The organism is Aliidiomarina sanyensis (assembly GCF_003987175.1).
Classification (GTDB): Bacteria; Pseudomonadota; Gammaproteobacteria; order Enterobacterales; family Alteromonadaceae; genus Aliidiomarina; species Aliidiomarina sanyensis.
This window is the reverse complement of the sequence record NZ_PIPM01000010.1, coordinates 20,347-33,738: the sequence shown is the minus strand read 5'-3', so window position 1 is coordinate 33,738 and position 13,392 is coordinate 20,347. Positions and strand designations below refer to the sequence as shown.

Sequence of the window (13,392 nt, the reverse complement as noted above, 5' to 3'; positions counted from 1 at the left end):
CCGAATTTTTTCGCTGCGTCCGCAGCCTTCACCTTCAGGGTTTAGAAATGAACGAACTGCTTTTGTTGCAATGGCTCACGGCGCTGCATATCGCCTTTATGGTGGCTTGGTTTGCAGGAATTTTTTACCTACCGCGCATTTTTGTCTACCACGCGGAATCGAACGAGCCCATTGTGCACGCACAGTTGAAAGTGATGGAACGGCGATTGCTGTATTTTGTCACCCCGTTCGCGGTGCTGACGATTGTCTTCGGTGTTGCCATAATTGGCATCTACGGAATGGATTGGTTCCGTTTGAGCACCTGGTTACACATAAAAATCGCACTTGTGTTGCTCCTCGTGGGGTATCACCTGTATTGCTTCAAGCTCCTGGCAGATTTCAAAGCCGATCGTAACACTCGGTCAGGGCGTTGGTTTCGCGTGTTTAATGAAGCACCTGTCATTTTGCTATTTGCCATTGTGATTCTGGCCGTGCTCAAACCCTAAAACAAACTGGCCGGATATATTCAGCGCCGGCCTTGCATCTGTTATCATTCCATCCCAACACCTCACCACGTTGGATAAGCGCACATGATGAAATTTATCGGTTCCCATGTTCTTTCGGTCGATCAGTTTGATCGAGATGCAATCGAGCACGTTTTTCGGATTGCCGATATCATGGAACCCTACGCGCATCGCCGGAAACGGACCCGCGTTCTTGATGGCGCTATCCTCGGAAACCTCTTTTTTGAACCCTCGACCCGCACACGAGTGAGTTTTGGTACCGCCTTTAATTTGCTTGGCGGCGAGGTCCGTGAGACGACCGGCATGGAAAGCTCGGCACTTGCGAAAGGCGAATCGCTGTATGACACGGCGCGCGTGTTATCGAGTTACAGCGATATAATCGCCATGCGCCATCCGAAAGCCGGCAGTGTCGCCGAGTTTGCCGAAGGAAGCCGGGTTCCAGTGATTAATGGCGGCGATGGGGCCAACGAACACCCCACACAAGCACTCCTCGATTTATATACAATTGAAAAAGAGCTGTCCCATCATGGACGCAGCGTTGACGGAATGCATATCTGCATGATTGGCGACCTGAAATACGGACGAACCGTCCACTCCTTGTCAAAATTGCTTTGTATGTTCAACCAAATTCGTTTCACCTTCGTATCCCCTCCTGAACTCGCTATGCCAGATAGCATCGTCGATGCATTGGAGCGTGCAGGGCACCGCGTGGATCGGGTCGAGGCCTTAAACGGATCGTTGGATGCCGACATCGTGTATCAGACGCGCATTCAGCAAGAGCGGTTCGCAAGCCAAGAAGAGGCAGCCCAATACCGCGGGCGTTTCCGACTCAACAGTGAAATTTATACTCGGCACTACAAGCCAAATACCGTGATCATGCATCCGCTTCCCCGTGATTCTCGCGCGGAAGCGAACGAGCTTGATAATGATCTTAATCAGAACCCAAACCTGGCGATCTTCCGCCAGGCTGACAACGGCGTGTTGATTCGTATGGCGCTCTTCGCGCTCACGTTAGGGGTTGAGCATTTAGTCAGTCGCTACGATACCGATGTGATTTGGTACAGTGACAAAGCAAACAGTTAATAGAGGTTGTAACTATGGCATCTCGTTCCGCGCAGTTATTTGAGGCTGCCCAACGCTCCATTCCTGGCGGTGTAAACTCACCGGTTCGCGCATTCAAAGGCGTCGGTGGACACCCGATTTTTATTGAGCGTGCGCAAGGCGCGTATCTGTTTGACGTCGATGGCAACCGCTACATCGATTACATCGGTTCCTGGGGCCCGATGATTTTAGGTCACAACCACCCAGATATTCGTGATGCAGCGATTGAAGCAGCTGAACGCGGACTCAGTTTTGGGACCCCCACTGCGGCAGAAATCACCATGGCCGAGAAAGTCATCTCGATGGTACCTTCAATCGAAAAAGTACGCATGGTCAACAGCGGAACGGAAGCAACCATGAGTGCAATCCGCCTCGCCCGTGGTTACACCAAGCGTGATAAAATCCTCAAGTTCGAAGGGTGTTACCATGGCCACGCGGATGCCCTGTTGGTGAAAGCAGGCTCAGGAGCGCTGACCCTCGGAGTTCCAAATTCTCCAGGGATCCCAGAAGATTTCGCCAAGCACACATTAACCGTTGGTTTTAATAAGCTAGACGAGGTGAAGCAGGTATTCTCTGAAGTCGGAGAGGATATTGCCTGTATTATCGTGGAGCCAGTCGCTGGAAATATGAACTGCATCTTGCCCGAACCGGGATTCCTGGAAGGTTTGCGCGCAATTTGTGACGCGTACGGCAGTGTGCTGATCTTCGATGAGGTCATGACGGGGTTCCGCGTTGCACGAGGCGGTGCTCAAGAATTCTTTGGGGTAAAACCTGATCTCACCTGCCTTGGAAAAGTGATCGGTGGTGGTATGCCGGTGGGCGCATTCGGCGGAAAGCGCGAGATTATGGATTATATTGCTCCAACTGGGCCCGTTTATCAGGCGGGAACACTTTCGGGCAATCCGGTTGCGATGGCCGCGGGTCTCGCTGCGCTTAATTTACTCGATACCCCGGGACTGTATACCCAACTCGAAGCACGGGTCACTGAGCTGACCACTGGTTTATGTGAGCTTGCCGAACGCAAGGGGATTCCGATGACGACTGCACAAGCGGGTGGTATGTTTGGATTCTTCTTCACGGACGCGCCAAAGGTCACCACCTACGAGCAAGCAACTCATTGTAATATGGAACATTTTAAAAAGTTCTATCATGAGATGTTGAAGCGCGGTGTGTACCTAGCTCCGAGCGCATACGAAGCTGGATTTATGTCATATGCACACTCCGAGCGGGATATAGAAGAGACTCTGCAAGTCGCTGAGCACGCATTTAATTCTCTCTAAGGTTTAAGGTACACTATACGGCCCGTTCGGTTTTCCTGTCGCATGAGCGAGAGAAGCCGAACGGGCCGTTTTTATTGATATGAATTCTTAGTGTGAGTCGCGTATGACTTTTTGCCACACAACGCGAGCAAAGCAGTAGTCCAACATGACGGAGCAGCCATGAGTAACGTGCGAACCAAAGCCCCTTTATATATTCCCCATGCAGGTCCTTCCCTGTTGGAAACCCCGTTGCTCAATAAAGGCAGTGCATTCACCCGTGAAGAGCGGATTATGTTCAACCTGACGGGGTTGCTTCCGCCACGCTACGAAACCATTGAAGAGCAGGTTTCACGGGCGTACATGCAGTACCAAAGTTTCGATACGGCACTTAACAAGCACATCTACTTACGCGCTATTCAAGACAACAATGAAACTTTGTTTCACCGGCTCGTTTCCGATCACCTCGAAGAAATGATGCCGATCATCTACACGCCAACCGTGGGTGACGCATGTGAGAAGTTTTCCGATATTTACCGGAGTTCTCGTGGCTTATTCTTGTCCTATGCCGAGCGCGACCAAATGGATGATATTTTGCGCAACGCCACCAAACGCAATGTGAAAGTCATTGTGGTCACCGATGGGGAGCGAATTCTTGGTCTTGGTGATCAGGGGATTGGCGGCATGGGCATTCCCATTGGAAAACTCTCATTGTACACGGCCTGTGGCGGTATAAGCCCGGCCTATACCTTACCCGTTATGCTGGATGTGGGAACCAACAATGAGAAGCTATTGAATGATCCCATGTACATGGGGGCGCGCCACAAGCGCGTAACCGGCAAGGAGTACGACGAGTTCATTGAAACCTTTATCCAAGCAGTAAAGCGTCGTTGGCCCAACGCCATGATTCAATTTGAAGACTTTGCGCAGCAAACGGCAATGCCCATTCTAAAGCGATATCAAGACGAAATTTGCTGCTTTAACGACGACATTCAAGGGACTGCGGCGGTCACGGCAGGAACCCTGATAGCTGCCTGTAAAACAAAAGGACAAAAACTCTCTGAGCAACGCATTGTCTTCGTCGGATCTGGGTCAGCAGGGTGTGGGATTGCAGAACACATTATCTCGCACATGTGCGCGGAGGGTTTGACTCGAGAGCAAGCCAAAGCAAAAATTTTCATGGTCGACCGATTCGGTTTGTTAACTGAGGGCATGGCCGATCTACGAGACTTCCAACAAGCGCTCGTTCAACCCAAATCGGTGGTCGCGGAATGGACCTTTAGTGGTGATTTCGCTTCGTTGTTGGATGTGATGCATTGTGCTCAACCGACCGTCTTGATCGGTGTTTCAGGTCAACCAGGATTATTTACCGAGCAAGTCGTACACGCTATGCAGCAGTACACCCCAGAGCCGATTATCTTCCCGCTGTCGAATCCATCTAAGCGAGTTGAGGCCACTCCCACCGATGTGATTCGCTGGACCCAAGGAAAAGCGATTGTTGCGACCGGCTCGCCATTTAGCCCTGTCCAATATCAGGGCACGACCTATCCCATTGCTCAGTGCAACAATAGTTACATTTTTCCGGGCATTGGTTTAGGCGTGCTAGCGGTCAAAGCAAATCGCATTACAGAAGAGATGTTGATGGCGGCTAGCCGAATGCTGGCAGAGAGCTCACCACTCGCGGCAGGCGAGAGTGAACACTTACTACCTGCAATCACTGAGATTGCTGCCCTAAGCAAACGCATTGCATTTGCTGTTGGAAAAGTGGCGCAAGAGCAAGGCCATGCACTCGAGTTGCCCGATGATGTGCTTGAACAGCGCATCGATGATCAATTCTGGAAACCCCAGTACCGTCAGTACAAGCGCGTTTCGATCTAGTCAACCCGCTCAATTGAACACGCGACGCCACCATGGGCGTCGCCGTGGTTCGCTATCCTCTTCCGCATCGCGTGATGGTTCAGCACAGGGGGTCAATTGCGCTGCGGAAATCGCTTTGCCTGGAAATGCCAGGGTGTCCGGACAATTGGCACCCATCGGCGCGCCTGTTTCGCGGTGCCAATAGAGCGTCTGGACTCCAGCCGGAGGTTCCAAATCAAGCGGCACGACACCTGTTTCCCGCCAAATTCCCGCACTGGTAACCAAAGCACCACGGCTCCCGGTCAATCCAATCGGCTGATTGTCATCTCGGCCCATCCAAGTAGTCATCACATAACGCTCGTCAAAGGCAACAAACCAACTGTCCCGTAAGTCATTGGTTGACCCCGTTTTTCCTGCAAGGCCCTGGGCGGAATTGCCAATCATGCGCTGCATCTGTCGGCCCGTACCCTCTTGCATGACCCCATGACTTGCATAGCGCGCCAGATACGCCGCTTCCTCTGAGAAGCCGCGCACTGCACGAGGCTCCCGGACATACAGATGATCACCGCGATGCGTGGTAATTCCTGCAATCGTTGTCGGCGCGTAAGCCTTCCCTTGGTTCGCTAGATAGGAATACAAATGCGTGATCTGCAGTGGCGTCAATTCAACGGTGCCGAGCGCAATCGATGGATACGGGTGAATGGTTCCGGTCATTCCCATCTGTTGCAGCTGACTACGAATCCGCTGTGGCTCAACGGTGAGGCCCACTTGAATCGCAGGAATATTCCGCGAGTCGACCCAGCTCCGGTAGAGGGTGACCGGCCCAACAAATTCATCATCAAAGTTTTTTGGTTCCCATAGCTGGCCACGTTCGTTGCGCAAACTCAGCGGTTCATCCATCAGAACCGATCCTAAAGTAAATGCTCGCTCGTTCTCGAGGGCCAAAGTATACACGAAGGGCTTCATCAACGAGCCGATCTGCCGACGCGCTTGGAACGCACGGTTAAATCCTGCGTTGACTCGGCTACGCCCACCAATCAAAGCCCGTACCGTCCCATCGCGATAATCACTGATCACGACAGCGGTCTGAATTGCGGTATCTGGAAATTCATGCATCCGCTCGGTCACCGCATCTTCTGCCTGCTGTTGCAGATAAGGGTCAAAATAGGTGAAGACTCGCAAGCCAGTTTCTTGCCAATCACGACCCGGGATCAGGCGGCGTAACTCATGTTGCACCAGATCCACGTAGTCGGGGCGACTCATCGCCATCAAGCGCGTATTCTGGCGCCCTACGACTGGTGCTTCGAGCGCTGCAAGATACTGAGTTTGACTGATTAAATCATGGCTAAACATCAGACGAAGCACCAGATCACGGCGCTCGCGCGCCCGCTCCGCGTGTCGGAATGGATTGTATAAACTTGGGCCCCGAATCATGCCGATCAGTTGAGCAATCTCTGCAGGATTCAAATCTTCCGGCGCTTTGCCAAAATAAAATTGACTGCCCAATCCCACACCATGAATTGCGTGGCCTCGATCTTGGCCAAAGAATACCTCATTAAAATACGCTTCGAGAATCTCGTCCTTGCTGAAGCGATAATCCAAGCTCAACGCCATAATCGCTTCATTGATCTTGCGCGTCATGCGTTGATCCATGGACAAAAACATATTTTTCACGAGCTGCTGGGTAATGGTACTGCCACCCTGTACCGTGCGTCCGGCCCGCAGATTTGCCATCGCTGCGCGGAGAATTGCACTCGGACGCACCCCATGATGGTGATAAAACTCCCTATCTTCGACTAACAACAAAGTCTGCTGCATCAGCACGGGGACCTGCTCGAGCCCAACAAGCAATCGGTCCTCGTTATTATCCGAGGCAAATCGGCCGATCAACTGAGGCTCAAGGCGCAAAGGAGGTGCCGGCTCTTGTGTAGGCCACTGCACCAACTCTTGGATAAACCCGTCGGCATCGAAAGTTAGCCGGACGCGCTGGGCATGCTCATATTGGTCCGGAAAATCAAACGCTCGCCGATGCAATAGTAGATGCTGCCCTTGCTGTTGAAATTCCCCAGGGTTGCGTGCATAGCGGGTTTCTCGGTAATCAAGCGCATGGAGCTCACGGAGAACCTCTTCCCGGGAGACACCATAATCAACGCGCAATTCAAGGGCTCGGCTGTACAACAAAGCCGGCGCTTCATAACGCGCTTCTGTAAAACGCTTCGTTACGACGGAATCGAGGTAGATCACGTAAAATAGCAGCGTTACGCCGCCAATTAGCGCAAGCTTTGCAAAAAGATTCAATAAATGGCCAACTCGGTTCACGGTTCTAACGCTCGTTTCGTTTTGTGGCTAGGGAGTGCTTGGAGCGGATCCTCAGGCCATGGATGTTTCGGATACCGGCCACGCATCTCTTTGCGCACGTGAGGGTACCCATCCTGCCAAAACGAGGCGAGATTTTGAGTCCGCTGCAAAGGGCGTCCAGCCGGAGATAAAAGTTCAAACGTCATCGGTAGTGTCCCCGCAAGGAGCATTGGCGTATTGGGTTCGCCAAAGACTTCCTGCAACTTCAAGCGCACAACCGCGGCGCCATGCTCGTCGTAAGCAACTGCGTGGGAACGACCGCTAGGTGCCTGCCAACGGATGGGCAGTAAATGGTTGAGCTGTTGCTGCTCGTCGTACCCAAGTAATGCTTGGAGTGCCGGTAACGGGTCCCACGCTCGGGCGGCTCGCAAGGTCGAACAATCTCGCAAATAGAGCGCTGCCCAAGCGGGAAGTTCCGCCAGTAATTTTGGTGGTTGCCAATCTGCCGGGTCAATTCCCAAATGCTGCGCTGCCAAGCCAACCCGACGCAAAAACTGAGTCACATGCTCAGAGGCAAAAAGCGCCAATCCTGGGTCGTCTTGCATCGCTGACACCAGTGCATGCTCCCGTTCCTCCGCTGTGGCAGCCCGCTCTTTCGGGTCTACATGCACGGTGAGCGCGCCGATTTGATAGCGCGTAGTACACACCAACCGGCCTTGGCTGCCTTGCCACTGCCAGTGCTCTTGTTTCTGCGCAGAGGCCAGAAGTTGGTCAAATTGTTGCGCTTCTTGCAAAGGGATCCCTTGACGAATCATTGCGTTTGCTTGGTCCTCTTGCAATGTCAGCTGCGTAACCACCACCCATGCATTTCGGGATTTGTCGGCTCGATGGTTGCTGAGTGCACTCGCACTCACTAACTCAGCGCTAGCTTCTGCGGCGAGCCCTGTAGCGAGTTGGAACCGAGGTTGAGGAGATCCGTCAGTGCCTATGGCAGCACGGGCTAACCACAAAGGCTCTAACTGCAGTGCAAGGGTTTGCACATAACGGGAGTCAAAGTTACCTTTTGGCTCTATTTGGAGTCGGTGACACCAGTAGTGAAAACGACGCGTGCTCCGGGGATAAACTTTGGGTTGTGTCAGGATCGCATGTAGGCCCACCAATACATCGACACCTCGTTGCCACTCATTTTCGTCCAGATGCGCAGCAAGCAATGCCGCATGCATTTTTAATGCAGGATCGTCGGTGATTTGAACCTCGGCAAGCAATGCGGCAACATGAATCTCAGTGCCAAATTGCTGGGCGCGACGTCCCTTTGCGGTCAGATTTGGTGCTTTTTTCCCAGCCAGCACAGCGGGATCAGGCGCATCAATCAGACCGAGCCGCTGGAGTTGTTCAACACCCCGTCGAATCGACGTTGCTGGCGGCGCAGAAAACCAACGCAATTGTTCAAGGCCGACACCCCAAACCGCTGCCTCAAGAATAATCGGTGTGAGATCGCTCAACGCGAGGGCCGGAGAGGAAAATTTTGCCATTCCTTGAGATTGGCTTTCGCTCCACAGACGGAAGCAATGTCCCGCTTGGACTCGTCCCGCACGTCCGGCGCGCTGCTCAGCGGAGGCGAGCGAAATCATTCGTGTCTGCAATTGGGTTTGCAGATACTTATCCAGATACCGCGCCTGCCGCTCCCTTCCACTATCCACCACAACATCGATATCCGGAATGGTGACACTGGTCTCAGCCAAGTTAGTCGCCAACACTAATTTCCGCTGACTCTTGTGTCCGAGGGGCGCGAGGACCTGAGCTTGTTGCGATAGTGGGAGACGACCATGGAGTTCCATGATGCGCCAAGAATCGGTTTGCAGCCATGCACTCGATTCAAGCCGCTGTCTTAATCCATTGATTTCACGGATGCCTGGCAAAAACACCAGGACGCCTTGTGTCGCGCACTGACAGGCCTCTTCAAGGACCGATGACAAAGCATCAAACCACCGCTGCATCTGAAGTGCGGGACGGTAATGAATCGACACCGGGAAAGTACGTCCTTCACTGACCAATACTTCACAGGGTTCGTCTGAATCCGGTCCTTGCAACCAGGTTGCCAAGGCATCGGCGGGGATGGTCGCAGACATCACAAGAACACCCAGATCATCCCGCAACTCCCGGGCTTCCAGCGCCAATGCCAGCCCCAAATCGCAGGCTAAATTACGCTCATGAAATTCATCAAAAATAATCAAGTCAACATTCGAAAGACTGGGATCACCTTGGATCATTTGCGTGAACATGCCATCGGTAACAACCAATAAGCGCGTATTTTCAGTGGCCTTCCGGTCCTGACGAACCCAATAACCGACGGTTTCACCGACGGGTTCGTTCAGTTGTTGAGCGAGATAACGTGCGATGTTAAGCGCCGCAACGCGACGCGGCTGGATCAAAATAATTTGTTTTGAAAACGCCCCTTCCGTGAGTAATGCCAGTGGCAAAGCCGTGGATTTCCCTGCACCAGGCGGCGCTTGCAATACCACCATGCGTGCGGGCAAAGCAGCGCGCACGGCTGGAAGTAATTGCATCACGGGGAGTTCTGAATTCATGTTCATATGATGCCACAAAAAAGCCGCAGGCCCGTATTTAACCTGCGGCTTATTTACTGAAGATTAACGCTTGCTTCGTTTACCGGCCCGCCAGCATCATTCGTGCAATGGAACGAACGCCTAAAGCTGTTGCTCCCGCCGGCCATAAGGCGTTGTTTTGGGTTTGATAAGCCGCTGCTAGATCAAAGTGAGTCCAGCCTTTACCGCCATTCGGTGCAAAGCGAAGCAGGAATCCAGCAGCGTTACTTGCGCCACCTGCGCCACCCCCTTTAACCGGCCGACTATTCGCGGTATCCGCAAACGGTGATGGGCAATTATCTTTATGGAACGCCGCGAGCGGCAGACGCCACAACGGCTCGGATTCGTCAGCCGCAGATTGCAATGCCGCCTGCGCTGCCTCATCATCCACGCTAAACAACGCGTTGTATTCGGTACCAACCGCCACTTGCGCTGCGCCCGTCAGGGTGGCCGCATCAATAATTTTCTCTGCACCGAGCTCACCTGCACGAAGCAGTCCATCCGCCAGCACAAGCCGACCTTCAGCGTCGGTATTTACGATCTCAACGGTCTGACCGTCTTTGTACGTGATGATATCTCCGTTTTTATAAGCGGTTCCATCTATCATGTTCTCCGCACAGCAGAGCAGGAGTTTTACGCGCTTCTTCAAACCCATCCGAATCGCTACCAAGAGTGCGCCCGCAACGGTAGCAGCACCGCCCATGTCGCACTTCATCGCCACCATGCCTTCACTGCTCTTGATACTGTAACCGCCGGTATCAAACGTGATGCCTTTGCCAATCAACGCATAATGAATTGGCGTATCATCTGCTCCGGTAGGATTGAAGTCGAGCTCCAGCAAAGCCGGTCGTTTGGCACTGGCACGACCGACCGTATGAATTCCCATCCGGCCTTCTTTTAGAAGTTCGTCACCTGCCACAACACGCCAGGAGACCTGGTCGCCTGCGACGTCTTGCAGCTTTTCTGCAACGCGATCACACAATGACTCTGGATAGATTTCTGACGAGGGCAAATTAATCAGTTGCCGGGTCCAACGAAATGCATCGGCATAAATGTCGAGGGCTTGTTTGTCATCTCCAGTAAACTGAACTTGATTGGTACTCAGCGTGTCCGTGAAACCAAGTGACAGCGCCCATTGGCGATCCCGCGACCATCCATCGCCCGCTGGGGTAATAAGACGCACACCGAGTTGATCGAGCTTGCGACCGGCCTGTTGAATCGTCCGCAAAAGGCTCGCTTCGTCATTTTGCAACACAATCTGCATGCCCGCCTCATTCATATAATGACGCGTGTTGCCTTTGAAAGACTCAGGCGCGGCCTGCTCAGTTAGGTATACCTTGACTGCACTGGACATGATATTCCTCTTTTCGTAAGGTGTTGGCGCCACGGAACATTCCGTGACCAGAACAATAGATGAAGACCTCTTAGTGTATCAGGAAGCAGTCCAGATTAGAAAATCTGAGCGACTGATTTTGGTTTCCATCCATTACAGGGCTATTGCAGATGAAATTTTCTCCCCCGCTCGAACAGGGCACCTTGCTCCGACGCTACAAGCGTTTCTTAGCAGATATTAAAACTGCAGATGGCCATGAATTAACAATTCATTGCCCAAACACCGGTGCCATGACCGGCTGCGCAGAACCTAGCGATACCGTCTGGTATAGCACATCAGACAATCCCAAACGCAAATATGCGCATACGTGGGAGTTCACGCAAACTCAATCGGGCGCAACGATTTGTGTCAACACAGGTCGAGCCAATCAATTGGTCGGGGAGGCATTGCACAAGGGTGCCATTTCATCCCTCGCCTCATATCAAACAATCCGAGCAGAGCAGAAGTACGGTGAAGGTTCACGCATCGATTTTTTACTCAGTGATGCGTCTGATGGAGCACCCGACGCATACATTGAAGTAAAGTCCGTCACCTTGAATGAAGCTGGACAAGGGTACTTTCCGGATGCAGTATCCGCTCGTGGGCAGAAACATTTAACCGAGCTCGCAACGGTTCGCTCACAAGGATATCGCGCAATTTTAATCTACGCCGTCCTCCACTCAGAGATCCAAAACGTGGCGCCGGCTGTACATATCGACGGTCGGTATGCCGCGTTGTTCGAGGATGCCAAACAGCAGGGCGTTGAGGTCATCGAGCTGTTTTTCACGCTTTCTCCGCACGAAATCTCTAATCCCCGTACGAACTTGAAGAAAAACACTTGATTTCGAGGACAATCGCCCATATAAACCGCCCGGTACGCGAATTGCGCAGGAAATTTTATTCTGATATACATACCCCTCTTTTTTATGGGACGGGTTCATTTGCCTCCTGGAGGAAAACGTTATGACGGATGCGACTAAGGAAAGAAAAGCGCACGGGATTTTGGCGCTAGCAGAGCTTGCGCCCTATCAGGAAAAGGATGGCGAAGAATACATGAATGAGCACCAACGAGCTCACTTCAAACGTATTCTGGAAGCTTGGCGTGCGCAGCTGCGTGAAGAAGTTGACCGGACGGTCGGCCACCTCAAAGAAGAGGCTTCGAACTATGCGGATCCAGTGGATCGCGCAGCACAAGAAGAAGAGTTCGCTATTGAGTTACGGACACGTGACCGCGAGCGCAAACTGATTAAGAAAATTGAGAAAACTCTCGAAGCTATTGAGCGTGACGACTTCGGTTTTTGTGACTCATGCGGAATTGAAATTGGAATTCGTCGCCTTGAAGCGCGTCCAACCGCAGATTTATGCATTGACTGTAAGAGCCTTGCAGAAATCCGTGAGAAGCAAATGAAAGGTTCGTAGTGCATGGCGGTGCAGCCTGCTGCTGAATCTTTATCTGACTATCGGGGCAGATTTGCCCCGAGTCCATCGGGCCCGCTTCACGCGGGCTCGCTCGTTGCGGCCCTCGGGAGTTACCTCGATGCCCGTGCTCACGCCGGCACTTGGTTGGTGCGGATAGAAGATATCGATCCTCCACGCGAGGTGGCAGGTGCGGCGGACACAATCTTACGGCAACTAGAGAACCATGGATTGCATTGGGATGGGCAGGTCACTTGGCAACACCAACACGGTGCGCGTTACCAAGCAGTCCTCGAGCAACTGACGCAACACGAATTCGTGTATCGCTGTCACTGCACCCGGGCAGAGATTAAAGCCCGAGCACCCCACTATGACGGTTTTTGCCGCACCCGTCAGTCTAGCGTGCTGACCTCGTCCCGTCGTTTTGCTTTGCGATTACACAATACGCAGCCAGTCACATCGTTTCAGGATCGTTTTCATGGTGAGGTGATCTGCGAGACCGCCCTCGCCCACGAAGATTTTGTGTTAAGGCGCCGCGATGGCTTGTGGGCGTACCAATTGGCGGTTGTCGCTGACGATCGAGCCGAGGGAATCACTCATCTGGTCCGCGGTGAAGACCTATTACATGCCAGTGCCTGGCAACTAACCTTATGGCGCCAGTTGAATGCTCTGGGAGCAAGCACGGTTCCCTTACCGCACCTTGCACACCTGCCGTTAGTTTATGGTCCTGATGGACGCAAATTGAGCAAACAGAACCACGCGCCCGCGCTGGATGAAACCAAACCATTAGAAAATCTCTATTATGCCGTACAAGCGCTCAGACTGGTCCCCGAGCCACTGCATGCCTACTCGGATATTGATGAACTTTTAACTCACGCTCAGGCCCTCTGGAGCCAGACTAAGACAACAGAAAACAAAACGCAGCAGGGATAACAGGTCTCCCACGGGAACGGTTTGTATTGAGGCGTGGCAGGAAGCGAAAA

The 13,392-nt window shown here is 52.6% G+C and carries 10 protein-coding genes; 7 read left to right on the top strand and 3 right to left on the bottom strand.

Annotation, left to right across the window (positions count from 1 at the left end):
• Positions 1-47 precede the first annotated feature (47 nt).
• The 4 genes from CWE11_RS09335 to CWE11_RS09320 all read left to right on the top strand — a co-directional run bounded on the left by CWE11_RS09335 (position 48) and on the right by CWE11_RS09320 (position 4,738).
• The gene (locus CWE11_RS09335) at positions 48-485 is read left to right on the top strand and encodes a CopD family protein (protein WP_198675631.1); all 438 of its coding nucleotides are present in this window, start codon (positions 48-50) and stop codon (positions 483-485) included.
• Positions 486-572: 87 nt separating this feature from the next.
• Complete coding sequence (locus tag CWE11_RS09330; RefSeq protein ID WP_126777387.1) at positions 573-1,586, top strand: aspartate carbamoyltransferase; 1,014 nt, start codon at positions 573-575, stop codon at positions 1,584-1,586.
• 14 nt (positions 1,587-1,600) lie between these two features.
• Entirely contained in the window at positions 1,601-2,884 is a 1,284-nt protein-coding gene (gene hemL, locus CWE11_RS09325; RefSeq protein WP_126777350.1) for a glutamate-1-semialdehyde 2,1-aminomutase, read from the top strand.
• 159 nt (positions 2,885-3,043) lie between these two features.
• A complete protein-coding gene (locus CWE11_RS09320) occupies positions 3,044-4,738 on the top strand; it encodes an NAD-dependent malic enzyme (RefSeq protein WP_126777349.1) in 1,695 nt (564 codons plus the stop codon).
• A gap of 9 nt (positions 4,739-4,747) precedes the next feature.
• Here CWE11_RS09320 and mrcB read toward each other — a convergent pair whose 3' ends face one another.
• The 3 genes from mrcB to pepB form a co-directional block, all read right to left on the bottom strand.
• Complete coding sequence (mrcB, locus tag CWE11_RS09315; protein WP_126777348.1) at positions 4,748-7,036, bottom strand: penicillin-binding protein 1B; 2,289 nt, start codon at positions 7,034-7,036, stop codon at positions 4,748-4,750.
• Positions 7,033-9,603: an ATP-dependent helicase HrpB gene (gene hrpB / locus CWE11_RS09310; RefSeq protein WP_157981337.1), complete on the bottom strand. Its 2,571-nt coding sequence runs from the start codon at positions 9,601-9,603 to the stop codon at positions 7,033-7,035. Before hrpB ends, mrcB begins: the two co-directional genes overlap by 4 nt.
• Positions 9,604-9,682: 79 nt before the next feature.
• On the bottom strand, positions 9,683-10,975 hold the full coding sequence (pepB, locus tag CWE11_RS09305) for an aminopeptidase PepB (protein ID WP_126777346.1): 1,293 nt from the start codon (positions 10,973-10,975) through the stop codon (positions 9,683-9,685).
• A gap of 149 nt (positions 10,976-11,124) precedes the next feature.
• On the opposite strand from pepB, the gene sfsA reads away from it, so the two are divergent.
• The 3 genes from sfsA to gluQRS all read left to right on the top strand — a co-directional run bounded on the left by sfsA (position 11,125) and on the right by gluQRS (position 13,342).
• Entirely contained in the window at positions 11,125-11,835 is a 711-nt protein-coding gene (sfsA, locus tag CWE11_RS09300) for a DNA/RNA nuclease SfsA (protein WP_126777345.1), read from the top strand.
• A 121-nt stretch (positions 11,836-11,956) separates the two neighbouring features.
• Positions 11,957-12,412 carry an RNA polymerase-binding protein DksA gene (gene dksA, locus CWE11_RS09295; RefSeq protein WP_126777344.1) on the top strand — a complete coding sequence of 152 codons (456 nt, stop codon included), beginning with the start codon at positions 11,957-11,959 and terminating at the stop codon, positions 12,410-12,412.
• A gap of 3 nt (positions 12,413-12,415) precedes the next feature.
• Positions 12,416-13,342, top strand: coding sequence for a tRNA glutamyl-Q(34) synthetase GluQRS (gluQRS, locus tag CWE11_RS09290; protein ID WP_126777343.1), 927 nt, complete (start codon positions 12,416-12,418; stop codon positions 13,340-13,342).
• Positions 13,343-13,392: the final 50 nt, after the last annotated feature.

Bases quoted from the DNA above. Each gene is read 5' to 3' on its own strand.
- CWE11_RS09335 (WP_198675631.1), top strand. From the start codon at position 48: ATGAACGAACTGCTTTTGTTGCAATGGCTCACGGCGCTGCATATCGCC.
- CWE11_RS09330 (WP_126777387.1), top strand. From the start codon at position 573: ATGAAATTTATCGGTTCCCATGTTCTTTCGGTCGATCAGTTTGATCGA.
- hemL (WP_126777350.1), top strand. From the start codon at position 1,601: ATGGCATCTCGTTCCGCGCAGTTATTTGAGGCTGCCCAACGCTCCATT.
- CWE11_RS09320 (WP_126777349.1), top strand. From the start codon at position 3,044: ATGAGTAACGTGCGAACCAAAGCCCCTTTATATATTCCCCATGCAGGT.
- hrpB (WP_157981337.1), bottom strand. From the start codon at position 9,603: ATGAATTCAGAACTCCCCGTGATGCAATTACTTCCAGCCGTGCGCGCT.
- pepB (WP_126777346.1), bottom strand. From the start codon at position 10,975: ATGTCCAGTGCAGTCAAGGTATACCTAACTGAGCAGGCCGCGCCTGAG.
- sfsA (WP_126777345.1), top strand. From the start codon at position 11,125: ATGAAATTTTCTCCCCCGCTCGAACAGGGCACCTTGCTCCGACGCTAC.
- dksA (WP_126777344.1), top strand. From the start codon at position 11,957: ATGACGGATGCGACTAAGGAAAGAAAAGCGCACGGGATTTTGGCGCTA.
- gluQRS (WP_126777343.1), top strand. From the start codon at position 12,416: ATGGCGGTGCAGCCTGCTGCTGAATCTTTATCTGACTATCGGGGCAGA.